We start from the raw sequence: 24475 nt of genomic DNA, 5'->3' as shown, positions 1-24475 counted from the left end.
TAATTTATTTATTCTTTAAAATCTTGAATTTCACTTATGATTATCTCATAAGTAACCTTTGTAACGGCATCAGGAATCATTTCTCTAACGATTCTAGGAAAAGCACCTACAGCAACTTTGTACATAGTTACATCATGTAAAGAATAAACCCATTGGTCATATTCTGGTGAAAAATCAAAACCATATAGATTTAACTTTTCCATAAATAACTCACGTTGAGTAGCGTTTTCTAATTGAGAAATAATATCTGATACTAACTGATTGAGTTTTATGCCATTAAAATTGGGGCTCATTTTTTCCAAAGTATAAACGACCAGATGCCCTTCAACGTCGCTGTCGAGCTGTTCAATCGATGCTATTCTAACAGATTCTTTACCAAAATTAATCGCCTTTATCTCATACCAAACATCATCAAATGAGAAATCTTTATGGGTTTTTTCATTACCAGTCCAACTTTCTATAGCTCCATCTATCCCCTTTTGGGGGAACAATTGCGATTGTAGGAATAGCAATTCTCCAATTAGTCCCATTATTTCAGCTTCAGTCAATCTTCCCTTATCTGGTTTAAATAACTGTCGCCATGAAAAATAACGAGATCTTAGTGTTTTATAAGCAGTAGCATCGTCAATAACAGCTTTAGTTGATTCCAATAAATCTTGACAGAAAATACAGAAATACTCCAATAGATCTCTATTCTCAAGAGAAAAACGCAATGTATACTCATTATCGTTTTTATATTGTCCTACATCTATGACGTCAGAACTCGGTATCCTACTAGGAACGAAATTACCTCGAAAATCAAATGAATATCTTGCATCATCGTCTTTACCCACATAAAGACAAATATGCTTATTATCACCAATACGCACAAAATGCCTACTGGGAAATTCTTCTGATAATATTTTATATATATCATTCTTCATCTTCATCCTCCTCGGGTTCATCACCCTCAATATTTAATCGTTGATAAATCTTATTTACTTTATACATAACAGCTTTCCCTACCTCCTTAATGCCTGGACAACCGATAGCAAAGGCTACAATTTTATCACCATTCAACTCCTCTTTAAACTCATTCAGCTTATTTATATTATCAAATTGAGGATCAATCATCATAATAATAAAAATAGGTTTCCTCTGAGGGAGATTTTCGAAAAACGCTCTTACTGGAATATTCTTCTTTGAGTTGTATATCTTTTCTACATATTCTATTTCATCCTTAGATAATGCATATTTACCTTCAGAACTACCTGATAATACTCTGCGACGAGCACTTAACTGGATTACGTTCTTATTCCCATGATAAACTGCACGCTTTATGCAGTGCACCATTTCCAAGCCTTCTATTGGGTAATTACAATCACTGTCACCGCCACTAAACGCAATATTCCATTCTTCCAATCCTATATTTTTTTCATCCGAGAGAAAATCAATTATGTTGGAAACATTAAAATTGGGGTTAGCCATCGAACATTTTATTCCTCTTAAAAAATCAATTAAAGTGGCTTTTGGTACATCTGAAAAAAACCTAGAAGAACCATCACTCAAGTCTTTGACATCTTTAGTTGCCTTCTTATAATTTGTATATTGAAACTTATAACCATTTTCAAAGAGGGTTGCTGTTAATTTTCTAACCCCTTCCAGATTTATTCTATTATGCTCTACATTATACGTAATATATGGAGTATCATAAATATTACCATAAAAAGAATATTGCATAAAGATACTCGATGCAGAACGCATCTTATTTGATGATGTTATTTGTAATTCATCACAATTATCTCTAACTTTAATTCCAAAATCTTTGGGAGTTAGATATTGTTCACGCATATTCTGAATGTCATCTTTAAGCTCTTGTGATGCACTAGCAACTTCTGCATACCAATCAGCACTAACCTTACTTGTCCATATCTGGAACAAATCTTCATAACCGGATCGATATCCAAACCAACGTCCCATTTGCATTAAAACATCAAATGTCGCAGTATTACGATAAAAATAGCTAACAATAAGACCTTCTAAGGTAAGACCTCGAGAAAGAGCCAAGCCTCCAACTGCTATGACCCTAAGAGATTTATTCGATTTATAATCAAGCTTTCCACTTTGCTTAGAACCATTAACAGTAAGTACAACTATCTTCTCTATGGCATTCAGCAAATTTTTCTTTTTCACAACACGGGGGAAAGTGACATCTTTTACATTAGTAAAATGTTTTTTCCATATTTGTTGTAACTCTATATATAGTGGCAAATTCGTATTTTCGCCATTGTCCTCTGAAAAAGAAAACCGAATATTGTTGTAAGTCTCATTATATATTTTTTCTATATGCGCCGTAATTTTTACCTGAACTTTAACAAATCGCGACATATTAACAAGCATACTTCTTGGAGCCGATTTTTGACCTCTCAAATCTCTTATAACATTAGTTATAAAGAAACAAAGAACAGATTCGCGTAAAGAAGCAGGTAGAATACCGTCCCATTCTTTTTTGTGTCGGTAATAAAATGGGCCGGCATTAAGTTTTTCTATATCAAACTTAGAGTCTTCCTTATACTCATCAGATGTATAATCCGGCTCTTCAATATCGGTAATATAACGCAGATTCTGATGGTACATACCATCGGAATAAAAGATTTTGCTTGCCCCAACATAATTTGATGGCGATTGTAATGCATATATAAAATCTTTTGGAAACAAGTCTGCATGCTTCATGCTGTCAACGGATTCTGGATCAATAAAGATATTGGCAAATGGAGTAGCAGTGAATCCGACATACGTTGAATTCTTAAACAAATGACATATTTGTCGAATCAGTTTATTTGTTTGTGTCGGGTCTGTTTCATCTTTCTTTGTATTAACTGATGCATTATCTGCCTCGTCATCAATAAGCAACATGGGAACATCAATATAGCCAGTAATAGGGTCAATATTCTGTTCTTCAAGCCAATCATGCAATTTTCTAAGTACTGACACATTTTTCTTTATTACAAAGAGAACCAATGATTTGTGAGCATTAAGAGACATTGTTATCTTATCACAATTCCCAACAAAATCATTTACGCATGAAGTAAAAGATGTTGCTCTTATCGGCAAACCTACGCCAACATTCTTTCTAATTTCTCTCTTACCATCTAACTTTAATGATGAACCAACAATACCTTCGTCAATGCGCTCTTGAGTTTGTTGTCTCAGGCTTTCTGTTATTCCCGCCAATAAAATAACAACCTTGTAGCCTGCATCAGCAGCTTTACAAATCAAACCTGTATAGGTCGCTGTTTTACCGGATTGAACGTCACCAATAACAAGCCCTCTTACAAATCGTTTTCCTTCAAATTTCTCATTTGGATTTCCAAGACAATTTAATATATCAGGCAGTGTTGTATCTTCTAAGAGGTTTATGCTACGCGGACTGATCGTTGTATGTTCACGCATATAATCCTTGTAACGAGGCCAGAAGAAAGAATTTGTAACATTCATATTTGAATACCAATTATGCTTATCCTCATAATCGTCAAATATCGCATGTCCTTTCTCATGAACGATCTTATGTTGATATTCTAGATCTGTTTTCAATCTATTTTTTGTCTCCTCGTCAGGCTGAAATTGCAATAAAGTAACCGCACGTTCAACGTACAAGTTAAGAGTTTCTATTTTAATCTCTTTACCTTGCTCTTCGTCAAGCCTAATAAAGTTATTGGCAAAAGACTTTAAAATCGAGTATTGCTCATCCGTTAAATTCATCTTTCAGATTATTTTTGAGTAAATCTTTTAGTTTAGGATAATAACAGAAGGGTTCTGATTTCATCAGGTCATCAATTATTATTTCCGTACTCTCTTTTCTTATTGTTCTTAAGGTGTGCGCCATAGATATTGCCATCTGAAAGACGTCATCCAAGCGCGAATTAGTATCTTCAATAGCTATTGCCTCATTACTCTTATCTATATACATCTGCTGAATAGGAATATTCTTCTCTATTTCTGTGAGTAACATATCAAGATAAATGATATCTTCTTCAGATATTTTCTCTCTTATATACTGAAAGAGTTTACTGTCTCGATTTATTTGATAAAAATACGTATCATTTCTACCCTCCTTTCTTTCCCATATATAATCAATGCTATCATTAACATTATTTGTCCGGCCACGGTAGTTCTGTTGATGTACAGAAATATCCAGCGCTTCCATTACGGTTTTCTTCAGCTGATTAAGTATTTTTTTGGGTATGCTTGCATTTTGTTTTTTTATATCAATTGCCCAAATATCATCAAGGCTATTCGGTATATCCACGCGAATCCTAGCATTTTTTGTCAGTTCTGCTCTTTTATTCATACCAAACCATGTCCCCCAAATAATGAGGCGTTTGTTCCTATACACATAAAAACCCTGTTTAGCACGCAAATTTTCAATACCCCCCACCAACCTTTTATCTTTTTCCTTTAAATCGGTTGCAAATGGGAGAATAAAAGGCTTTATTAGGATTTGCCTTTCACATCCATTACTATCTGGTATAGCAATTGATTTTTCTTTTTTGCTCGTTGTCTTTGGATGTTTTTCAAGAAAAGGATCCAAAGGAGATATAGAAAGATTATCTATAAAGATTTCTAATTTCGAACTATCATTTGAAGAAAGATACCTATGAAAGATAAGTGCTAATGAAGCTTCCAAAGAACTTCTCAATTCAACCAACGTATCATACACCTGACCGCCACTTGACTTGGATAATACATCAAAATCATCCCAAACTACCATAGTTCCCCTTTGCTGCGTAAGAAAACGCTCAATATATGGCACAGAATCTATTTCGCTTCGTGTTAATTCTTGAATTATCCAATCTTGTTGCTCTATAATGTATGAATAATCCCATCTATAGCCGTGTAAGTCTTGCCCATCTTTACTTATTACCGTAAGTCTACGACATTGCGATAATGAAGCAGACTTTAAGCCCATACCAAAACGTCCTAAATCATCTTCAGCCCTTTCCTCTTCAGAAGCGATACTTCCATATCTCATTGCTTCAAGTAGCTCATCGTCTGACATACCATCTCCATCGTCCAAGATACCAACAGCCAGTGTTGAGAGAGGATTATCTGGAAATAGTATTTGGACCACACTCGCATGAGCGCTGATACTATTATCAATAACATCAGCAACTGCAGATTCAAAGGAATAGCCCATAGAACGTAAAGACCCCATAAGGGTGGCAGCTTTGGGTAATAGTTGTTTATTTATGCTCATACTCTTTTGTTTGCTTAATTATCTCTTTAAACACAGCTTTTGAGAGCAACGGTGGTACAGCATTACCGATCTGCTGCTGCATATGCATAAGAGGACCTTCAAAAATAAATGTATCAGGGAAACTCTGAAGCCTTGCTGCTTCTCTTACAGATATGCCACGGTCCTCATATGGATGTATCAGCATACTTTTTCTATAATTGGAAATAACAACTGAAGGTTGATCAGCTTTCAGACGTTTATATATTCCACTATGACATCTACCTTTATCTGCATAATTTTGCATAAGGAAATCAGGTATAGCACGCCAATTCTGCCCCTGGCCAATATACTTATATCGTTCAATAACTAAATCATTGTTTCTTGAAACATAATTTTGACGAGCTTTATCAGATCCTTGACGCATCATTTTCGCATAAGTACTGGCTTCATCAAGTGATTTTGTATATGCAGCCTCATCCAACATATCCCCATTTTTTAATGATGGCAAATCACCAATTGCCTCTTCTACAGTGACCGTCTCTGCAAATTTTTCTGGGAATTTAAAATCGATTCCAAGTCTATTTCCAACCATAAAAAAACGGTTTCTTTTCTGAGGAACACCATAATCAGAAGCCCACAAAACTGCTGAAGAGATATTCTCATAGCCATCAATAGCACGAAAACATTCCTCTATCATTTTTTTCGTTTCACCTCCATTAATATTTGTCAATCCCCACACATTTTCCAAAACGAACCATGCAGGCCTTATCTCTTTTACAAAACGGACAAATTCTAAAAACAAGAAGTTTTTCTTATTCTCCATATTTCTTGTTCTAGTATTTGACATGGAGAAGCCTTGGCATGGAGGTCCACCCATAATGACGAAAGTAGGCCTTTTGTCATTATGTAATGTTTTAGGATCCAATTTTTGAATGTCTCCTTGTAATACTTCTGCTCCCTTATGATTGCGCAGGAATGTTTGTGCAGCACTTTTATTTATCTCTATAGCATGGCTGATATTTATACCAGCCATTTCCGCCCCTAAACTTAATCCACCAGCGCCAGAAAAAATATCGATTCCGTAAAACATAATTAATATCCTATCAGTAAAATTCCTTTAAGAGGTAGTTGAAGTCTTCTGTTTATATACAATGTTTCCAAAGAGGTTTTTACATATTGGTAATCATTGCTAACCCTTTCAACTCCATTAACCTTAAAATGATATTCATTTAAAACAGCTAATACAAGATACTCAACTTCATACATCATGCATGCTTGAAAAATATCTTTTAAATATTGATTATTAAAAACTGCTCTACCAGCTTCTACTTCTAATACAACAGTATGATCTTCGCTCCAAGCATCTGCAGCAAAAAATTTATCAACATCACCATTTTCCCCAAACAAAACAGGAATGATAATTTTCTCTTTCATGCCTTTACCAGTTTCCACACTAAAGCCAATATTTTCCAGATATGGACGTAAAAGTGAAAGCATATCATTAGATTTTAAGTGAGAAGATGCGTCCTTTTCTACATCTACCTTATTAAAACAATCTATAACATCATTCAACTTTGGAACGACTCCTATAGACCGAGGGAAAAATTGATAGTTAATCATATTTTGTCATCTTTCGTTTAAATACGACTATGAGAAACGAAAATGCCCTCCTTTTCGCTTGGAAAAGAAGGGGCATGAAAAGATAGATTGACGACACTGGGGCCTACGACAGCCGCATCAGACAATAACTATTCAGTCCACGCCCCATATGGAGAGCGCGAACACCCATGCCTTGTCTGACTGATGCTAATTGCGGAGGTCGTAGTTCCAGTGTCTCAGCCTAATCAAGGATGTTCAAGACTCGAAAGCCTATATTACATTTCTAATATTATTCCTCATATTGTTGGTCGACTTTATGAAATTATTACTCTTGTTTCTTAGTTATTCGCCAAAACATAAAAAAGCATACCCGATTCCCTCGTGTTCCAAAGTTCGGGTAGTCGACCAAGAAGACCCAGAAGCGAAAACAATTGGGAAGGGTATGCCATAACGGCACACCTTACTCCCAAGGCTTGCTTCAATGTTTGGTCGACATTTTGAACTTTAAACCTTAGTCATAAGATATGTATCTTATAATCAGCAAAATATGCACCGCACCGTATCAGCCCTGTTCACTCCAGAACCGCTGTGTGCTGTTTTTACACAGGCACAGACGGAACGATTGCACTGCAAAAGTACAACAATTTTCGCATCCTGCAAAACAAAACAACGATTATTTTTGGTGGTTTGCAAAATTCCATGTACTTTTGCTGCCAAATTAGTTTTTCATAATTTATATAATCATAGTGAGAGGAATCAGCAGCGATGCTCATTCCCCTTTTTTGATGTCCTCAACCACCACCAAATCGGCTGGTAACCAATCTACACAATCAAGTTGATCTATAGTTAGCCAGCGGGCTGCCTCGTGCTCTTTAAGCGTCAGGGCTCCACTCACTACACTACACCAGAAGCAATGCATAGTTAAATGAAACTTAGGATAATCCCACTCTACGGTTTTAACCAACCGCTCCACTGTGATGTTTGTTTCCAGCTCTTCCCAAATTTCACGTTTCAACGATTCTTCGGGCGTTTCGCCAGGTTCCATTTTGCCCCCAGGAAACTCCCATCCATCTTTCATATCGCCGTATCCTCGCTGTGTGGCAAAAATGCGACCAGCCTCATCGTGTATTATCGCTGCAACTACTTCAATCTGTTTCATAATCGGCTACAAAAGTAGCATTTATTTCACTAAAAACTAAATATTTACCAAAAATATTTGGAACGTATCAGAATTATTCTTATCTTTGCAGCGTCAAAAGTTTACTTTTGGCTACGCCGCTGAGTGCGGGGAGCAAGACTTTATCGACACTACTCCATTTAAAAAGTCATCCTTATGGATGGCTTTTTATTTTTCGTACTTCTTTCGAAACACACGATTAAAGTTGGTACTTCCCACTCCTACTCTATTTACAGAAATCACTTTTTTCCCTTTAAAAATCAATACTTCTACTGCATCATCATTAACTTCAAAATACGACTTAATATCTGATGCCAACAAACGTGCATTATATTCTGTATTAATATTTAGCAGTACTCTATTACTCTGACCTATAGATTCAAACAACCTATTTACAACAGAAGACTGCCCTATAATAGTTTTTAAATCATACATTTTATAATTGCCTTTCTTTTCAAAGATAAAATCAGCAGTTCTGATGCCTTTGGGGTTAGGAAGGATAAATACACGGTAACCATGTTCTACAGCCTTGCGGGCTGCATTTAGCAGGTTTTCGAAATCAGCATCCTGTTCACCACCTACACTATATATTCCCTCTTCGCCATTAATCGGCGTAAACGCTTTGTGAGATGCAATATACTTAAGCTGTGTAACAAATGCTGAACCTTGCAATGAATGTAGGTCCTCCAGCAAGGTATCAAGATCCCTTGTTGGCGGCTCTGAAACAATCCATTCTGAAGAGGAAAACTCTTCAAGTATTTCGTATTCTGCAATATCTTCTTGTATCATAAATTCTGGTTGATATCCATGTGCAAAGATACAACATTTCGAGCAAATAAACAAACAATTATTGATAATTATTATGCATAGATCTAAACAATCAAAATTCGATCTAAACTGATCAAAATTGTTTGGTCAGGTTAGGGCGATCTTATACCTTTGCGATGATTTTAAAACAAACAATTATGGAGAAGAAATGGATTTCGACAGAGCAAATGCTCGAAGCATTAAAAAGTGACCCAGACAACGAACATGAGTACACTCATTATTTAGGTGGTTGTTTTCGTTCTACCCATTGGTGGATTTACGATTCAGCGAAGGATGAATTTCTTGGTTCAACAAACTGGAATGACTACACCAACTTTACAGAATCAGAAATGCTTAGTATTTATGGAGGGCAATGGTGGCATCGTGATGCATAAATTCACCTATTTATTTGGTAGTTTTATAATTTATGTGTACTTTTGCAGCCGATTAAATTTTTCATTTTAACAGGATTCGCAGTAATGCGATTCGTGACTATAAAATTAAAGTGGTACATAGAGGGATTAGCAGCGATGCTGATTCCTCATTTTTATTGCCTCCTACCTTTCCTCACAGCACGAATCTCTTCATTAATTTCGTCTAATGAAAGTTCTTGACCGTTATCTGATTCGGCCAAACGTCTCTGCTGCTTGAATAATTCTAACGCTCTTGATGCTAACTTGCTCATAATGAAAAAATATATGATTACCCAGCAAAAGTACAACAAATTTCGTATCCTGCAAAACAAAACAACGATTATTTTTGGTGGTTTGCAAAAATCCGTGTACATTTGCAGCCAAATTAGTTTTTTCATAATTTATATAATCATAGTGAGAGGAATCAGCAGCGACTGCTCATTCCCCTTTTTTGATGTCCTCAACTACCACCAAATCGGCTGGTAACCAATCTACGCTATCAAGCTGATCTATAGTTAGCCAGCGGGCTGCTTCGTGCTCGTTAAGGTGTAAAGCCTCATCAAGCAAACTGCAATAATAGCAATGCATGGTAAGGTGGAACTTGGGGTAATCGTAATCTACGGTACACACAAATGTATCCACGCTTATCTCTGTAGAAAGTTCCTCGCGTATCTCACGTTTCAAGGCTGCCTCGGGTGTTTCGCCTGGTTCTACTTTACCACCGGGGAACTCCCACCAGTCCTTCCATTCGCCATAACCGCGCTGGGTGGCGAACACCTTATCGTCTTTGCGAATAATCGCTGCAACTACTTCAATCTGCTTCATAATCGTCTGCAAAAGTAGTACTTTTTTTCGATATACTTGCAAAATTTCATTCGTGGGTACAACAATTTTCGCATCTAGCAAAACAAAAAGTAGATTTTATTTGGTGATTTACAAAAATACGTGTACTTTTGCAGCCGTATTTGTTTTTGTTAGATTTTACATTCGCAGTGATGCGAGGATGGTTATAGTCAAAGTACACAATTCCATAGGAATCAGCAGCGATGCTCATTCCTTCTTTTTTTTCTATTACAGAAAGAAACAATGAAAAATTTGAAATATTTCACCAAAATGTTTGGAGCATTCAGAAATACTTACTATTTTGCCACGTCAAAAGGTAGCCTTTGGCTATCCGGGCAGAATCCCGCGAGGGCAAGAGCGGCGTGGGAGGCGGCATAGCGGCCATCCATCCGCTGCACTATGCCGTAGCCACCTGGAGCCCCCGGCTTAACATAAAGGGTAACTCCGTCATGGGCATGAAGGCACTGGAACTGCTGACCTCTGAGACCGAATAGTCTATCTTTTAATTCAGCCGCCCGCAATCATAAGTAACATCTGCACGAGAATAACTCTGGCGAACATGCCCAAAGGATAGACCGTGGCATAACTGACGGAAGGACTGTTGCCCTCAATGGTGTCGTTGACATATGCCAAAGCCATCGGATTGGCCATACTTCCGCTAAGGATGCCGCAGATGGTGCCGTAGTCGAACTTGTGGCTCCGCAGGGCAGCCATGCCCACCAATAGCACAGGCACAACAGTGAGTGCAAAGCCTATGCAAATCCAGAGGATACCTTCTGGTCTTATGACCGTCTCGAAAAACTGTGCGCCACTATCCAGACCAAGAGAGGCCAGATAGAGCGAGAGCCCCAACTTACGGAGCATCAGCGAGGCACTGCGGGTAGTGTAGGTGATGAGGTGAAACCGCGGCCCAAAAGCTCCCACGATGATACCTACCACGATGGGGCCTCCTGCGATGCCCAGCCTGACCGGAATGCTCATGCCAGGCAACTGGAGCGGGAGACTGCCCAGGGCAAGTCCGAGGATGATGCCAATGAAAATAGCGGCCAGGTTGGGCTCGTTTAGGCTCTGAACGCTGTTGCCGAAGAAAGCCTCAACGGCATCGACGGACTTGGGGTCACCCACGATGTGAAGACGGTCACCATACTGCAACCGCAGGTCTGGCGTGGCCAGCAACTTGATGTCACCACGTGTGATACGGCTAATGTTGACACGGTAAGTGTGGCGTATCTTCAGACTGCCAAGTCGCCTGCCGTTGAGTATCGGTTTGGTGAGCACTACCACGCGGCTCTCCATCTTGTTATCGAGTGCATTCCAGTCCACCTTCTCGCTGTTCCAGTCTTCCGGCTCTTCCACATGCAGGCCTATTAGGATTTCGAGCATTGAGGCATCTTCCTTTTTGGTGACTACCATTAGGCGGTCGTCCAACTGTAGTTGGGTTGTCGACTTGGGCACGATGACTTCGTCACCGCGCCAGATACGCGAGATGATAAACCGCAAGTGAGTCATCGTCGCAATCTCTTCCAGACTCTTGCCAACGATGGCGGGATTAACCACGTTGAACCGGGCAATGTAGGTCTCGTTCTCTTCACTGATACTTCTGGGCATCAGGTCGGCAGGGCGTACGAAAAATTTGCGCATAAACAGGATGGCGAGGATGACACCTACCACACCCAACGGATAGGTGACGGCACAACCGAGGGCCGTCCCACTGTGGGGGATGCCCAGCTGTGACAGTGTCTGCTGGGCAGCACCCAGTGCAGGTGTATTGGTGGTAGCTCCACAGAGCAGTCCCGCCATGTCAGGCATACTGATGCCTGTAAGCGGACAGAGACAGACTGCCATCGCCGTGCCGATGAGAATGACGGCCAGCCCCCACAGGTTGAGTGTAACACCCTCGTGGGCCAGCGAACCGAAGAAACCGGGACCCACGCTCAGGCCGAGACAATAGACAAACAGAATCAAACCGAAACTTTGGGCATAGTCAAGCATCCTGGAATCTACTTCAAAACCGAAATGACCTGCTAGGATACCAACAAAAAATACGAATGCCACGCCAAGGCTTATACCCATGACCCGAATCTTGCCCAAGGCAAGCCCCAAGGCACAAATCAGCGACAGTACCACTACGGTCTGCATAGCCGATGGATTAAAAAGCAGATTGTTTATCCACTCCATGTTTCACACGATTTGGCTACAAAGGTAGTCATTTTATGTCGAATGACCGAGTGCTTTTTGTTTTTTAACCTCCTTTTACATCAGATTGTGACGCGGAATTTAAGGTGATTTCCAAAGTTATTTGGTGCGATTGCTATCTATTAGGAATATCAATCAATGCCTTACCAACTCTAACCAGACGTCCATCTTTTACACAAAGATAGATTATATTTTCTACACTACGTTTAGTGGATGAGGGGCGGCGCTCGAGTACCTGGCTAATCAAATCGCGCACGCGGACAGGACTATCGGACTGGGCCACCACATCTATAACCAAGTCGAACAATGAACCAGAAAAAACGCCCCACTCGACCAGCGAGTAGATGGTTGTTTTACCGATATTTATCAACCTTTCATCCTTGAACAGATAGGGTTTGATTTGTAAAGGGGTTTTATATTTACTTCGGGGATAAAGCTGTTTATAGCGGGCAAAGATATCTTTAACAAACATTCCCTTACCGTTATCCTTGATAATGTTATAGAATATCTCCGCGTAATCAATGCGGTTGGCAGGCAACTGCACATAATGATCTTGGACACAGACACCCCAGAAATCCTTGATGATACACTCGAACACATACAAAAAATGCTCAACACTATCGGCACTAATCACTTTACCCTCCCTCCAATATTTGGGATTGCTTACAAAGGGGCGTAATGACATCTTATCGGTATTTTTACGGAACTTGCGTACCATGATATCGAAATCCTCAAAAGCCGAAAAGAAATTAAAGTTTAAATACTTAGCATCGTAAATACAAGTATGGAATGGCTGGTTCGCATTGATATATGCAGAGATTTTGCCTATACCTATATCAGTATATCGGGTTGTAAAATGCAATACTCGCGAATCCTGAAATAGGTTAGCCAAGCAGGCATAGGTATTAAACGAGATAGACAAATGCTCACGGCGGGAAGTATTTTTAAACTGCGACATTTTTGGGGTTAGCACACCAGTAAACGACAGGTTATACGGCTGCCACCATTGGGGATTCATCACGTTTTTATAATCCTGGTCGGCAAACGATTTAATTCCAATAATTTGTCGAATTCTCTCTCTTGATAACTTACTGCAAGCTGCTGCCAGCGTAGCCTCATCACCCAAGCCACAGTACGATGCAAAAATCTTGGCATTATTATTGGTAGTGGTATTAAAATACCTACACAAGATGTAGAACATAGGATAATGATGATGTTTGCCGTAGAACTGACTAACAAATTCGACATCATCGTTACTAAGAAAGTGGAACTGGTGCTTGCAGAGATTGTAACGTACGTTATCTGTATTATCAAAGAGTATCTTATGATATATAGGTTCGAAATCGGCCAACAACTTTTTTAATTGCTGAAAACGCTCTATTCCCACACGAGGCAAACGGTATAATTCATTTTCGTTCTTTAGAAAACACATGAACTCAAGATAATCAATCTCACCTTTTACAATCGAACTTTGGGTTCTGTTATCATATCGAGACAGTGTGTCCTCGAACGCATGTCTCAGCAAAGAATCCTTATCGGGGGTGATATTGGCAAAATGAACCAAACGCACATTATTATTATCCCGATAATAAGAAAGCCTTTTTACGGCATCAACAAAATCATCGTAATTCCCATGAAATAAGGCACGAGCCTTTAAAGTTTCCTTAATCTTTGAACAGATGTTTAATATCATATCCAAACAGGCTAATGCGTATTTCTCGTTATATACAAATATAATATTACACACTTGATAAGGATAGTACAGCAAGTCGCGTGCAAACAAGGTGTAATCTGGGTAAATGGCACGCAGTGCATCGATTACGTCAGCGTCGTACAGCTGTTGTTTTTCGAGCTCATTCCTAAACAAAATACTAACAGTTTCGATGAGTTCCTTTTCGGATTGGGCTTCAAAATCTACAGCATGTTGGCTGATATACGCTTTATATTTTTTTCCGAACTGATGCAGAAAATCGCTCACATCTGCCGGGCAACTGATACCAACGTTTTCAAATTTATAACGACGCTTATCGCGGTATATCCAAGGCAACACATCTCTATAAGAGCTGAATAATTTATGTATTCCACTCCAGGCATCCACGCGATAATCCTCCATCAGGTTTTGAAACGCAATATGCAACTTATAATTATATGTATATTCGAGCATAGTTTTTTACTGCAATTTTTCTGTTCAGTTTAATTCGGCCACAAAAGTAGCACTTTTTTCGCAACCAGCAAAATTATGATAATAAATATTTTGGTGGTTTGTAAAAAACATAAAGAGGAATCAGCAGCGATGCTCATTCCTCTTTCTCGTTTTATGTGATTTCCAAAGTTACTTGGTGCGGTTGCGGATTTGCTGCTTGAGGGTTAGGATGCGGCGAACACTCTGGTTGATGCGGGCCTCGCTGAGGGTGCCATCGTTAACGGCGGCTATCACGGCATCGAAGGCCTCGACCAGATTGCGGGGATCGAGCACGATATCTGCACCGGCCTTGATACAGCCCACAGCGGCTTCGGCGTTGGTGTACTGCTTGGTGATGGCGCCCATGCTGATGGCATCGGTAACGATGATGTTACGATAGCCTAACTCGCCACGAAGCTTATCCTTAAGGATGACGGGCGACATGGTGGCGGGCTCATCAGTACCAGTCACGTTGGGGGTTGCAATGTGGGCAGTCATAATCAGCTGACAGCCCCAGGCGATACCGGCACGGAAGGTTACCATCTCGCAATCCATCATCTCGTCCCAGGTCTTCATCGATTTGGCATAGCCGTAATGGGTGTCGGCAGTGGTGTCGCCATGTCCGGGGAAATGCTTGATACAGCCCGTGATGCCAGCATCTTTCAGACCCTGCAGGTAGCTGGTTACCATGGGTGCTGCCACAGCCGGATCGCTACTGAAGGCGCGCTTACCAATCACTACATTGTCGGGATTGGTGTTGACATCGGCCACTGGGGCAAAATCGATGTCGAAACCATAACGGGTAAGATAGGTGCCGATGGTGTTAGCGCACTCGTAGGCATTGGCAGGATCGCCGGTTTCGCCAATCGACTCCATCGACTCATATTTGGGCAGATTGAAGTTGGGATGGTTGGCCAGGCGCGACACGCGACCGCCCTCCTCATCGATACACAGCAACGGACTACCATTGAGAGCACGTATCTGCGAGATGAAAGAAGAGAGTTGGTTTTCATCTTCGATGTTCCAGGCATAGAGTATCATGCCACCTATGGGATAGTTCTTAACCACACCTGCCATGCAATCGTTAATCTGCTGCAGTTTGTAGGGCGAAAGTTCTTCGAAACTGCTCCAGTGTATCGTGGTGTCGAGGGCCTCGGGGCGCACGTAGAACATCTGACCTACTTTTTCGCGAAGGGTCATTTTTCGCAGCTGCTCCTCAACGCTACCGGCCGAGCTGCCACTGGGGTTGTCATCGTTAGTACAAGCTGTTAACAGCAATCCGCCAAAAAGCACTGCGGCGGTAATCCATGTTTTAAAAATTTTCATACCTATAGTTTTATATTGCAAAAAGATTAATTAGATGGGTGCAAAGATACAACATTTTTTGGCACCCAACAAAATAATAGGGCGCAAAATAGTAAAAAGATGTTAATAATTAAGCATTAATCGACGAATATTACCAACTATTACGTATATTTGCGGTGAAAAAGATGATTTTACCAATAATTGGGAACTACAACTTTACTACTACTAACACTATTACCAACGAAAACAAAGAGAGGGTTGAGCCGCAAAGCTCATCCCTCTCGATATTTTTATGTGTGCATGCCGATTATTCTTCGTCGTCGTAAAGTTTAATAAGTTAAAGGTTAGATATCTTTAATTCAGGCTGATACCACCATAGCGAAGATTATTTACATTCCACACAATCCTATTCCCAAAAGTCGCCCATAAAATGTGTGGGAACTACCAAAAAGTCGCCCGGAAAATGTGTGGGAACTACCAAAAAGTCGCCCGGAAAATGTGTGGGAACTACCAAAAAGTCGCCTGGAAAATGTGTGAGAATCACCAGAAACTCCCCAGGAAAATGTGTAAGATGTTCTTATAAAGTTACCTATAATCCCTTTATAAATGGCATTTTTCACCACCTGAACATTAAACCAAAGTAAAAGGAATAAGCCACACTGCATATTTCTCCCGATTATTCACTTCGTTTTTACACTGAAAATTTCTTAAACTTTCAACAACACAAAAACAGGACTTCAGAACCCTTTCCTCCAGAACTGCAATCCGGCGCGGTATTCTAAAGCCCTGTAGATATGCTATTGGGCGTCTTGGCGGCAAAGGTCGAAGCCTTTTAGCATGGCGAAATCATCAATCTGGACGGTGCCGTTTTCCTGGATGGCCATGGCGCGGGCCACGCTTATCCAACGGGCGGGGCGATCGCTGGGGATGCCGATGGGCTCGTCGGGGCCAATACCAGAGAGCTGCGACACTCTCTGGATATAGGCTGCGGTGTGGTTCTCGATAGGCGGCGCCCACTTGGTGATGATTTTACGGATGGTAAACAATCGGTAGGTGTGGTAATACACGCGGGTAAGCAACCAGAAGGCAGCTCGCCACCCCCACTCCATGCTCTCGAACTGACAGAACGAAGCATCGTTCTGCTGGGCACAAAGCCCCTTCCACTTAGCCGCACTGCGACGGATATTCAGTGGATTACAATTACGTATTCCTCTAGGTGTTGTATTCATTGTTACTTATTGTTTTTACTTTTGTATTTATAGCTCTTCTCGAAACTGAATTCTGAATTCTGAATCACATAGTTTCTGTTCATCCAATTTCGAATCATAAATATCGTTTTCTGCTCGTCCTTACCTTGCTGTTTCCTTACACGTCGGGCATCATCGAGCGTAAACTCATCGGGCAACAATTCAAGCAGATTACGAGGCCCACGATTGGCAATACGCTCACCTAAAGAATTAGCAGCCTCGATATCAGCACCAAAAAACTGCATCTTGCACCACAGATCGTACTGCAGGCTCCAGCGGATAAACGCCTCGATCGACTTTTCCCACTGACAGCCATTGGCTACGTAAAGCACACAGGCTTTTAACCAGGCAATAACGATGGCACGATGCGACAGGTTCCAGTAGGTTTCATCCTGCGACAGGCGGGCGAACTCGGCACACTCCTCTTGTAACTTTTTGGCCAGTTTGAAGGCTTGCGGACAGTCAACTACGCCATGGGCCGACGTCAGATTATCGATATAGGGTTTGAGCTCAGCATCAAAAGCCGCGTCGTACTTACCATAGATGGGCTGTTCGGCACCAATCTCCATCTCGGGGATGGTGCAGAAATTGATACGGCTGATGGGACCGTCGGTAAGTACGCGACTGAAAAAACGGCGCCCTTTCTGGATAGTGGTACAGGCGTTCCAGTTGAATCTACATTTGGGGCGCGCAGTTACGCTCTGGGTGCCGATACGTGTTTGACCGAACTCCGCACCTGGGTCGAAAGCTAAGCACATCAGCTGAAAATGCTGCTTGCCAGTCTGACCTTTCAGCTGCTCAAACAGGTCGATCTCGTTCAGCTTTACATATACAAAGTGGCCTTCAGCCTCGTCCATACGGGTAACGAGTGCGGGCTTAGTCATATCGGGATCAATCTCCTGAATCACCAGTCCTGCAGGGCGCATCAGTTTATCCTTATTGGCGCCTTTCTTCTGACAGTCTTTTTTCCATTCTGCCTCTCTTCGGGTATTCTCCGCATCGCGGGCTTTGATGTCGGCCATAATATGGCGGATAGGCTCATCGATACAGCCTTTACCAGCACCTGTATGTGCCATCAAGCAGTTCATCAGCGTGGCCTCATGCAGCACGTAATCGGTATATTCAAACTCCACCTCTTTTAAATGGGTGCCTAATGGCGGAAACACGGCATGGGCCACCGCAGCTTTGTATTGGTTGGGGGTATTCTTGGTTAGTAGATTAATAAGTTTAGGCAGACGGACGGGCATAACGGGTGGTGTGCTATCATCGGAATCGCTATTCGGCTTCACTTCTTGCTGCAGGCTATCCAGCACATTATTCATGGCTTTTGAGATGCCCTTTGGCGACTCCTTACAAGCCGAATCTAGGATACTGCGCACCTCGTCGTCACCGAGACCTAAACGAGGCATTATCTGTAAAAGTAAATCGCGGTTATTATCACAGATATCACGCAGGTTTACGGCCAGCTGATACAGTTTTACGTTGCGCTCACCCTCCTGTGGCAATCCGTCGTTCTGCCGCCACCATTCGGCAATAATATCGGAGTATGCAATGCCTCGGAATTCTCTTTGCAACGGACTACTTGTGACAGGGGACGGGTTCCTGTCACAACCACTGCGAGCGATTTGTCTTGTGACAGGAACCCGTCCCCTGTCACAAGGATTTTCAGCAGCAGAATCAGACCTGTTAGTCCTGTTGTCCGTTGCTAAATCATCTTCCCACGGCTTATAGTGCTTCCTCGCCTTTTTAGCCCCAGCCGGCACTTGCTCTTCACCTTTACGTTCGCGGTCTTTCAATCGGGCATATTCCGCCTCGCACTCCTCAACCGTCATGGGTTCACTAAACAGCTCGTCATCAAGATAAAGTAAATCTTTTTCATCACCACTAGTCGAATAGACCACCCTTTGTAAATCATGCACGTTGGTGTCCATTTCAATCTGCAAGATGGTAGCAATGCGCACCTGGTTCTCAAGAATAGTATAGCCTGGCTGGCGCTTACAAACCAAATGATATCCTCCACTCGCGCTCTTCTCCAGCAGCATCAGGCCAATCTCATCTTTCTTAGCCAAAATCTGTTGTGCCAACGCTGCACTCTCGGTTGCATCGTAACAATCCACATCGTGAAAAAAGTAGCTGCCGATGCTTTTGCAACCCGCCAAAGCCGAACCTGACAGCACACCCAGATTATAAGCAAACTGCACTAATTTAGCCTTTGCTTTTTCGTCGCCAGCACGGGCCTTGGCGAGGTTTTCCAGATTTTCGTGAGAGTTTCGTAGAGCTAAGAAATCTTCACGATTTTTCACCAAGCGAGCATACTTGTGTTCGTTTTTAAGAATCTGATAGATCATTTACTCCATCCTTCCTTTTTCAGGTAGGCTGCAATCTTACTGATATCCTTACGGAGCAGTTTGGGCAGATCGGCTCGCATATAGCTGGGCACCTTGATGTACACGTAGTCCTGATCGTTACCGCCAAACGAAAGACTGGCATAATCAGCTTTAAACACAGGCTTTTTACGGGGACGCGACTTGCGTTTAACGAAATCCATCGAGCCATTACTCAACATCTGTCCGTAACCGGCACCCGCAAACGGCGGCACCAATCCGGCCTGTGGTTCATCGGGCAGAAACTGTACATACTCCTGTCCGCACTGGTTTTTACTTACGGCCATCATGCCGCTAATAGTTACTGTTCTGTTTAGCTTTTTCATCAATGTTTAATTTTTAATGTTTAATCTTTAATCTTGTGGATCTCGTTTGCAATCACATCCATAAACACCTGCCCATTATACTCGCGGGTGGTGAATCGCAGCGAGGCTACTACCAGCTGTCCCTCAGCAAACTCGATAGTGGCCAGATTACCCAGGGCCGTTACCACATAACTGCTCTCGTACTTACCGCCCATTTCCTGCAGCACCAACGTACGTTTGTTAAGTACGCCATTTTCTGCCTTGTCACTCTTCACAGTGGTCATCATACCACTCTTTACTACTCTTAAAATCATTGCTTCCATAATGTTTAATGTAAAAAGTAAATACTACAATTGTTACTCTCAAATTCCTTGCGGATGGTTTCGGTTTTACGGGCACGCACAGCCTCGCCTGCATCACGTCGGCGTTGTTCTTCTACACGCTGCTCGGTGTAATAAAGCAGATACTCACGACGCTTAATCATACCCGCACCAATGCCGACCAGCTTCAGTGGTGTATTCATTTGCCATAGGCTACACACCTGATTGGGCTTTACTTTCTCTTCGCGGATGGCACAGCGGCGGCGCGCCTGGGTATCAACCAACTGGCGATAGGCACACGAGGCGCAACACACTTTTACAGGTATGCCCTGAGGGTTTCTTACTGTTTGCATAAGCCCTCCATGTTTCGATCCACCATATAAGCAAACCCGTCGAAATCAAGCTGTTCATCGTTCAGGTTGTGCTGCAGCTGATACTCCCAGAAGGCCATCATATCGCCGATGTACGATTCCACCTCGATGTCAAGTAGTTTCATCATCAATTTATAGTTGGCCATCAACTTGCTGAGGGCATAATTCATAGATACAGTGCTACCGATATTAGGTTCGACAGATAGCATCGCCTGTTTCATACGCTGGTAAATGCGATCGCCCTCAGCGATATCGTGCATCACCACTTGTTTACAAATTTTCTGTTTCATCATTCATACTTGTTTTTATTTACACAACTTACGCATTTCTTTCTCAACAAACTCACGTCCTTTGGCCGTCCACAGCATTTCTACCTTATAATGCAGCTGGCCATCGGCGTTAAAGTAGTAACGGCGGCGGTCGGCAGTATAGCCCTTGCCGCGGTACTTAGGTTCCAACACATAACTGCGTCCTACTTTGCGCTGCACATGGCGATCGCACAGAAACGAGTTTAAGTCGCCAGGCTTCAGATGGTAAGGAGCAGCTATCTGCTTCACGGTGTAACAATCGTCGTTCACAAAGCGGTTTTCGTAAGCCAGTTTGCGAGCGATAATCTGTTCGGATGCGGTAATCACATCCTCTTCGCATGTAATAGTAATTTTCATAATTAATAATGTATTTAAGTTAATAATAAATGTTTTCTGTTGTTTTCCCCAGGCCAACCTGAGGGGTCGTTGTATCAGTAAGTCAAAGATCGCTGTCGAAGTTTGGGTGATTGGGCGTTTGTACCTTTCGACGTTGCAAAGGTACGGCGATAGAAACACAAAAAGCCCCTATATAGGGGCTATTATAGGGGCTATAATAGGGACTATATAGGGGAAACAACTACTGATTATCAGACAGTTACATTAATCACTAAAAACTGCATCGATATCCTTGTATCGCTCGGGTAGCGTACCTGTTTGTTGGCATTGCCACTTTTCCTGAGCCAGATTATTAATATGCCACAACTCCTCGAAATACTTCCACTTACTCTTCGTCATGCCCAGCTTCTCCGAAAACAAGTCGGCTATATACATCATTTGCTTGCGAGTAACACCGGGTAGCGGCTGGCAGTTAGCATCTACAAACCCTTCTTCTTTCAGGCGCTGCCAATATTTATCGGCGCCCTGGGGCAGTTGCGGCGCGGGGGCATGAGCTTTCTCAAACATCAGCGTCAACATCTCTTTGTTAATCAGCTGCAACTTGATATCGAGTTGAACCAGATGCTGAACATCGCTGGCAGTAAGATGGCTGTCGTTCATAAACAGATACTTACCCAGCATACTGTAGTTCAAATTCAGTATCAAACCGTCCCACGAACTGATACGTTTAAACTTGGCACAAGTACAATCAAAATCATCAGGCAAAGGGTAACCTTTTGGTAACAGATCAGTTAGGATATCAAGTCGCACCATTTTCAGTTCACGGGCGGTGGGCCGCGAATCGTACTTCAGCACACCCTTCTTCAGCACTTCGGCTGTAACCAGCGCCTGTTTCTCACGCAGCACGTCCAGTGTCACGTCAACAGTATTCAGTTTCCAATAATGGAACTCCACCTCTAAAGGCGCTTCCGCAACCTGCTTTTTCTGGTTTAGATAATAGCGCTCAAAAAAGTCATTGCCAGCTTTCAGCAGCAAATGGCAAACGTCATCCAGGAGCGACTTTAATAGTTTTACATTCTCTCTGATAAGATTACTGAGCATCAAAGCTGTTGTTATGGGCTGACCACCATATTTAAATCCGAACTCGTCCAGCTGCTTTTCGCCATGTTGTTCCAAATCCTTCAGCAAACGATGGCAATTCAACATCCTGCCCTTACACAACAACAGTTTCATATCGATCCCCATAGATGCTGTATGCGCTTTATCAGAAAAAGTACTGATATAGCTACGCATTTCTGATACACAAGCACCGACATTACACAAAAATGTGTAACCAAACAAGTAGATATTACCCTCAAATTCAAAGTCACGATGATTATTATAACCTTTACAGGCTTCATTCATACATAAAATATAGTTTCTAATATTCATAATTATTGTATAATGTGATAGTTCTCTGAAACCTTCAGAGTAGGTTTGATTAGCTATTAGCGGTTGATCGTCTTCCTATTTATCAATCTATGGTTACTTTCTGAGTTCTAACACCTCCTTCGTTTTTTAAGCAGTCACAAAGGTATTACAAAAAACTGAAACAACCAAAAAAATTCAGTAATTCAGTAATTCAGTTTTCTACGCAGCCATACACCCATTCAAGAAAATAAATTTACATAATAATATTACTATATATATAATATATATATTATATATATAGTAAAAACAAGTATTACAAGTTTCTGTGTGCTCACAAAGAAACTGAATTCTGAATTTTGAATTTTCGAGTTTTTTCACGAGCCATTTTCGCCTTTCACGTGAGGGAGAAAAAACGCGCACGTGTGAGCGTAAAAAAGAGGGTGTAGAAAAGGGCCTTAAAATAAGGCAGTTTTGGGGCTTAAAAATTGCAGAAGCAAGAAAAAAGCCGTACCTTTGCATTGTCAAAATCGATGAGACGAGTACATTAAACATTAAAATTTTATTTACAACACAAACTAAACACTAAAAATTATGGCACTTAAAGTTAAAGCACAGGAAAAGTTGCAGAAGATTGGCAAGTATGAGGGAACTTATCGTTACATCATGATGCCTGAGTTGTACACCTCGCTCAGTCAGGAGAAGGTGATTAAGGAGGCTGCGCTGCGCAGCGGAGTTAGCAAGGGAATTATGCAGGCATGCTGGGATGCTGCTGGCGAGGTGATTAAGGCGTGGGCCACTGAGGGTCACTCGGTTGCGCTGCCAGGTTTGGGAACCATGCGATTCGGCATCCGCGCCAAGAGTGTGGCAAAGGTTGATGAGGTGAAAGCGGGACTGGTAACCAGTCGACGTATTATCTTCACCCCTGCCGTAGATCTGAAGGAGGAGCTGGCTGGTACAGCTATCCAGATTACCTGCTACGACCGCGATGGTAAGGAGGTGAAGCGTGTAACCAGTACCGATCCTGGTACGGTTGAGGATCCCGATCAGCCATCGAATGGCGGAAATACCGGTGGCGGTGGTAATACCGGTGGAAACGGTGGAAACCACAACGAACCGATCGGCGATTAGTTTTTAGGCACGGATTACACGGCCTTTTTAAAAAAAAAAGGACACGGATGTTATCAATGAAAAAGAACAGCTGTGTTTCTCTAAAAGAGAGCCGTGTAAATCCGTGCCTAAAACATTAAACATTAAACATTAAAGATGCTAACCAACTAAAAATCATGAAGTTATGAGCAAGAAGGAAACGATTAAATTTATTGTGCAGATGATTGCATCAATCGCAACGGCGATTGTGACGGCGCTAGGAGCTACAAGCTGCGTTGCAGTTTGAGACATGAAACATTCTTGCGTCCCTTCGGTAGCAAGCGCCACCCTTTGGGATGTCGAGCGAAACATTAAAAAAAGCCCTGGGTTATTGCTAACTCAGGGCTTTCGCGTTTTAAATAAAGACGGCGGCTTCCTACTCTCCCGCATTGCATTGCAGTACCATCGGCGCAGGTGGGCTTAACTTCTCTGTTCGGAATGGGAAGAGGTGGGACCCCACTGCAATAACCACCTAATAGTTCGTTCATTGAACATTGAATATTGACCATTGAACATTATCAACAACCAAATCAATGACAACGTATAAGGTTGACAATTGCACACAAGAAAACTGTGTAGAAGCTCATTTCAGAAACAACTACATCTGATAATATCAGCATGAAGCGAAAGATTTCGGGCAATTAGTAGTGCTCGGCTTTGACGTCACCGTCTTTACACCTGCACCCTATCAACGTCATCGTCTATGACGACCCTCAATGGAGTCCTCATCTTGCGGCTGGCTTCGCACTTAGATGCTTTCAGCGCTTATCCAATCCAGACTCGGATACCCGGCGGTGCACCTGGCGGTACAACCGGTAAACCGGAGGTCTGTCCAACACGGTCCTCTCGTACTAGTGTCAGCACCACGCAAGACTCCTGCGCCCACGATAGATAGAGACCGAACTGTCTCA

Annotated in this window: 22 protein-coding genes, 2 rRNA genes and 1 pseudogene; 4 read left to right on the top strand and 21 right to left on the bottom strand. The window is 42.0% G+C overall.

The genetic code is table 11. The features are described from left to right. Window positions 1-8: 8 nt before the first annotated feature. From BLR73_RS00120 to BLR73_RS00090, 7 genes are all read right to left on the bottom strand, one after another. Entirely contained in the window at window positions 9-923 is a 915-nt protein-coding gene (locus tag BLR73_RS00120; RefSeq protein WP_091860016.1) for a PD-(D/E)XK motif protein, read from the bottom strand. Continuing rightward, window positions 913-3741, bottom strand: coding sequence for a Z1 domain-containing protein (locus tag BLR73_RS00115; RefSeq protein ID WP_091857768.1), 2829 nt, complete (start codon window positions 3739-3741; stop codon window positions 913-915). The genes BLR73_RS00120 and BLR73_RS00115 overlap by 11 nt, the downstream gene beginning before the upstream one ends. Further along, a complete protein-coding gene (locus tag BLR73_RS00110) occupies window positions 3725-5236 on the bottom strand; it encodes an ATP-binding protein (RefSeq protein ID WP_091857766.1) in 1512 nt (503 codons plus the stop codon). Before BLR73_RS00110 ends, BLR73_RS00115 begins: the two co-directional genes overlap by 17 nt. Continuing rightward, window positions 5223-6305 carry a DNA cytosine methyltransferase gene (locus tag BLR73_RS00105; RefSeq protein ID WP_091857762.1) on the bottom strand — a complete coding sequence of 361 codons (1083 nt, stop codon included), beginning with the start codon at window positions 6303-6305 and terminating at the stop codon, window positions 5223-5225. The genes BLR73_RS00110 and BLR73_RS00105 overlap by 14 nt, the downstream gene beginning before the upstream one ends. A gap of 2 nt (window positions 6306-6307) precedes the next feature. Further along, complete coding sequence (locus BLR73_RS00100) at window positions 6308-6835, bottom strand: hypothetical protein (protein WP_091857759.1); 528 nt, start codon at window positions 6833-6835, stop codon at window positions 6308-6310. Between the two features lie 748 nt (window positions 6836-7583). Then, window positions 7584-7973, bottom strand: a complete 390-nt coding sequence (locus BLR73_RS00095) for a (deoxy)nucleoside triphosphate pyrophosphohydrolase (protein ID WP_091857756.1) — start codon at window positions 7971-7973, stop codon at window positions 7584-7586. A gap of 186 nt (window positions 7974-8159) precedes the next feature. After that, window positions 8160-8780: a hypothetical protein gene (locus BLR73_RS00090; RefSeq protein ID WP_091857753.1), complete on the bottom strand. Its 621-nt coding sequence runs from the start codon at window positions 8778-8780 to the stop codon at window positions 8160-8162. 176 nt (window positions 8781-8956) lie between these two features. On the opposite strand from BLR73_RS00090, the gene BLR73_RS00085 reads away from it, so the two are divergent. Continuing rightward, the gene (locus tag BLR73_RS00085; RefSeq protein WP_041385613.1) at window positions 8957-9193 is read left to right on the top strand and encodes a hypothetical protein; all 237 of its coding nucleotides are present in this window, start codon (window positions 8957-8959) and stop codon (window positions 9191-9193) included. Window positions 9194-9649: 456 nt separating this feature from the next. Here BLR73_RS00085 and BLR73_RS00080 read toward each other — a convergent pair whose 3' ends face one another. Beyond that, window positions 9650-10036: a (deoxy)nucleoside triphosphate pyrophosphohydrolase gene (locus BLR73_RS00080; RefSeq protein ID WP_091857747.1), complete on the bottom strand. Its 387-nt coding sequence runs from the start codon at window positions 10034-10036 to the stop codon at window positions 9650-9652. Window positions 10037-10404: 368 nt separating this feature from the next. Between BLR73_RS00080 and BLR73_RS00075 the strand changes: the two are divergent. After that, a pseudogene (locus BLR73_RS00075) lies at window positions 10405-10548 on the top strand (glutaminase); the annotation flags it as partial. Between the two features lie 13 nt (window positions 10549-10561). Here the strand turns inward: BLR73_RS00075 and BLR73_RS00070 are convergent. The 11 genes from BLR73_RS00070 to BLR73_RS00020 form a co-directional block, all read right to left on the bottom strand. Continuing rightward, a complete protein-coding gene (locus tag BLR73_RS00070) occupies window positions 10562-12232 on the bottom strand; it encodes a putative transporter (RefSeq protein ID WP_028907820.1) in 1671 nt (556 codons plus the stop codon). 133 nt (window positions 12233-12365) lie between these two features. Then, a complete protein-coding gene (locus BLR73_RS00065; protein WP_091857744.1) occupies window positions 12366-14414 on the bottom strand; it encodes a hypothetical protein in 2049 nt (682 codons plus the stop codon). A 168-nt stretch (window positions 14415-14582) separates the two neighbouring features. Beyond that, window positions 14583-15758 (bottom strand): glycoside hydrolase family 3 protein, encoded by a 1176-nt coding sequence (locus BLR73_RS00060; protein ID WP_091857741.1) that lies wholly within the window; start codon window positions 15756-15758, stop codon window positions 14583-14585. Between the two features lie 776 nt (window positions 15759-16534). Continuing rightward, window positions 16535-16966 carry a hypothetical protein gene (locus BLR73_RS00055; RefSeq protein ID WP_091857736.1) on the bottom strand — a complete coding sequence of 144 codons (432 nt, stop codon included), beginning with the start codon at window positions 16964-16966 and terminating at the stop codon, window positions 16535-16537. A gap of 2 nt (window positions 16967-16968) precedes the next feature. Next, a complete protein-coding gene (locus BLR73_RS00050) occupies window positions 16969-19332 on the bottom strand; it encodes a hypothetical protein (protein ID WP_091857732.1) in 2364 nt (787 codons plus the stop codon). Beyond that, entirely contained in the window at window positions 19329-19694 is a 366-nt protein-coding gene (locus BLR73_RS00045) for a hypothetical protein (RefSeq protein WP_073048034.1), read from the bottom strand. Before BLR73_RS00045 ends, BLR73_RS00050 begins: the two co-directional genes overlap by 4 nt. A 20-nt stretch (window positions 19695-19714) precedes the next feature. Further along, entirely contained in the window at window positions 19715-19996 is a 282-nt protein-coding gene (locus BLR73_RS00040) for a DUF3127 domain-containing protein (protein WP_091857728.1), read from the bottom strand. Window positions 19997-20001: 5 nt separating this feature from the next. Beyond that, window positions 20002-20346 carry a hypothetical protein gene (locus tag BLR73_RS00035; RefSeq protein ID WP_091857724.1) on the bottom strand — a complete coding sequence of 115 codons (345 nt, stop codon included), beginning with the start codon at window positions 20344-20346 and terminating at the stop codon, window positions 20002-20004. Continuing rightward, the gene (locus BLR73_RS00030; RefSeq protein ID WP_143010847.1) at window positions 20334-20654 is read right to left on the bottom strand and encodes a hypothetical protein; all 321 of its coding nucleotides are present in this window, start codon (window positions 20652-20654) and stop codon (window positions 20334-20336) included. The genes BLR73_RS00035 and BLR73_RS00030 overlap by 13 nt, the downstream gene beginning before the upstream one ends. A 15-nt stretch (window positions 20655-20669) precedes the next feature. Beyond that, window positions 20670-21029 carry a phage antirepressor KilAC domain-containing protein gene (locus tag BLR73_RS00025; protein ID WP_143010846.1) on the bottom strand — a complete coding sequence of 120 codons (360 nt, stop codon included), beginning with the start codon at window positions 21027-21029 and terminating at the stop codon, window positions 20670-20672. 243 nt (window positions 21030-21272) lie between these two features. Continuing rightward, window positions 21273-22241 (bottom strand): hypothetical protein, encoded by a 969-nt coding sequence (locus tag BLR73_RS00020; RefSeq protein ID WP_143010845.1) that lies wholly within the window; start codon window positions 22239-22241, stop codon window positions 21273-21275. A gap of 768 nt (window positions 22242-23009) precedes the next feature. On the opposite strand from BLR73_RS00020, the gene BLR73_RS00015 reads away from it, so the two are divergent. Together BLR73_RS00015 and BLR73_RS14220 are read left to right on the top strand one after the other, a co-directional pair. Beyond that, window positions 23010-23546 (top strand): HU family DNA-binding protein, encoded by a 537-nt coding sequence (locus BLR73_RS00015; protein ID WP_091857716.1) that lies wholly within the window; start codon window positions 23010-23012, stop codon window positions 23544-23546. 163 nt (window positions 23547-23709) lie between these two features. Continuing rightward, the gene (locus BLR73_RS14220) at window positions 23710-23811 is read left to right on the top strand and encodes a smalltalk protein (protein ID WP_176763569.1); all 102 of its coding nucleotides are present in this window, start codon (window positions 23710-23712) and stop codon (window positions 23809-23811) included. Between the two features lie 116 nt (window positions 23812-23927). Here BLR73_RS14220 and rrf read toward each other — a convergent pair. Continuing rightward, a 5S ribosomal RNA gene (gene rrf / locus BLR73_RS00010) occupies window positions 23928-24040 on the bottom strand. A 144-nt stretch (window positions 24041-24184) separates the two neighbouring features. Further along, a 23S ribosomal RNA gene (locus BLR73_RS00005) occupies window positions 24185-24475 on the bottom strand; the annotation flags it as partial.

Origin of the sequence: Prevotella sp. khp1 (assembly GCF_900102205.1) — a bacterium.
GTDB classification, from domain to species: domain Bacteria; phylum Bacteroidota; class Bacteroidia; order Bacteroidales; family Bacteroidaceae; genus Prevotella; species Prevotella ruminicola.
The sequence above is the reverse complement of the archived record's forward strand: the minus strand, read 5'-3'. Positions and strand labels throughout refer to the sequence as shown.

What these genes read in the sequence shown, in the direction of transcription:
- BLR73_RS00120 (WP_091860016.1), bottom strand. Translation starts at nt 923, where the DNA reads ATGAAGAATGATATATATAAAATATTATCAGAAGAATTTCCCAGTAGG.
- BLR73_RS00115 (WP_091857768.1), bottom strand. Translation starts at nt 3,741, where the DNA reads ATGAATTTAACGGATGAGCAATACTCGATTTTAAAGTCTTTTGCCAAT.
- BLR73_RS00110 (WP_091857766.1), bottom strand. Translation starts at nt 5,236, where the DNA reads ATGAGCATAAATAAACAACTATTACCCAAAGCTGCCACCCTTATGGGG.
- BLR73_RS00105 (WP_091857762.1), bottom strand. Translation starts at nt 6,305, where the DNA reads ATGTTTTACGGAATCGATATTTTTTCTGGCGCTGGTGGATTAAGTTTA.
- BLR73_RS00100 (WP_091857759.1), bottom strand. Translation starts at nt 6,835, where the DNA reads ATGATTAACTATCAATTTTTCCCTCGGTCTATAGGAGTCGTTCCAAAG.
- BLR73_RS00095 (WP_091857756.1), bottom strand. Translation starts at nt 7,973, where the DNA reads ATGAAACAGATTGAAGTAGTTGCAGCGATAATACACGATGAGGCTGGT.
- BLR73_RS00090 (WP_091857753.1), bottom strand. Translation starts at nt 8,780, where the DNA reads ATGATACAAGAAGATATTGCAGAATACGAAATACTTGAAGAGTTTTCC.
- BLR73_RS00085 (WP_041385613.1), top strand. Translation starts at nt 8,957, where the DNA reads ATGGAGAAGAAATGGATTTCGACAGAGCAAATGCTCGAAGCATTAAAA.
- BLR73_RS00080 (WP_091857747.1), bottom strand. Translation starts at nt 10,036, where the DNA reads ATGAAGCAGATTGAAGTAGTTGCAGCGATTATTCGCAAAGACGATAAG.
- BLR73_RS00070 (WP_028907820.1), bottom strand. Translation starts at nt 12,232, where the DNA reads ATGGAGTGGATAAACAATCTGCTTTTTAATCCATCGGCTATGCAGACC.
- BLR73_RS00065 (WP_091857744.1), bottom strand. Translation starts at nt 14,414, where the DNA reads ATGCTCGAATATACATATAATTATAAGTTGCATATTGCGTTTCAAAAC.
- BLR73_RS00060 (WP_091857741.1), bottom strand. Translation starts at nt 15,758, where the DNA reads ATGAAAATTTTTAAAACATGGATTACCGCCGCAGTGCTTTTTGGCGGA.
- BLR73_RS00055 (WP_091857736.1), bottom strand. Translation starts at nt 16,966, where the DNA reads ATGAATACAACACCTAGAGGAATACGTAATTGTAATCCACTGAATATC.
- BLR73_RS00050 (WP_091857732.1), bottom strand. Translation starts at nt 19,332, where the DNA reads ATGATCTATCAGATTCTTAAAAACGAACACAAGTATGCTCGCTTGGTG.
- BLR73_RS00045 (WP_073048034.1), bottom strand. Translation starts at nt 19,694, where the DNA reads ATGAAAAAGCTAAACAGAACAGTAACTATTAGCGGCATGATGGCCGTA.
- BLR73_RS00040 (WP_091857728.1), bottom strand. Translation starts at nt 19,996, where the DNA reads ATGGAAGCAATGATTTTAAGAGTAGTAAAGAGTGGTATGATGACCACT.
- BLR73_RS00035 (WP_091857724.1), bottom strand. Translation starts at nt 20,346, where the DNA reads ATGCAAACAGTAAGAAACCCTCAGGGCATACCTGTAAAAGTGTGTTGC.
- BLR73_RS00030 (WP_143010847.1), bottom strand. Translation starts at nt 20,654, where the DNA reads ATGAAACAGAAAATTTGTAAACAAGTGGTGATGCACGATATCGCTGAG.
- BLR73_RS00025 (WP_143010846.1), bottom strand. Translation starts at nt 21,029, where the DNA reads ATGAAAATTACTATTACATGCGAAGAGGATGTGATTACCGCATCCGAA.
- BLR73_RS00020 (WP_143010845.1), bottom strand. Translation starts at nt 22,241, where the DNA reads ATGAAACTGTTGTTGTGTAAGGGCAGGATGTTGAATTGCCATCGTTTG.
- BLR73_RS00015 (WP_091857716.1), top strand. Translation starts at nt 23,010, where the DNA reads ATGGCACTTAAAGTTAAAGCACAGGAAAAGTTGCAGAAGATTGGCAAG.
- BLR73_RS14220 (WP_176763569.1), top strand. Translation starts at nt 23,710, where the DNA reads ATGAGCAAGAAGGAAACGATTAAATTTATTGTGCAGATGATTGCATCA.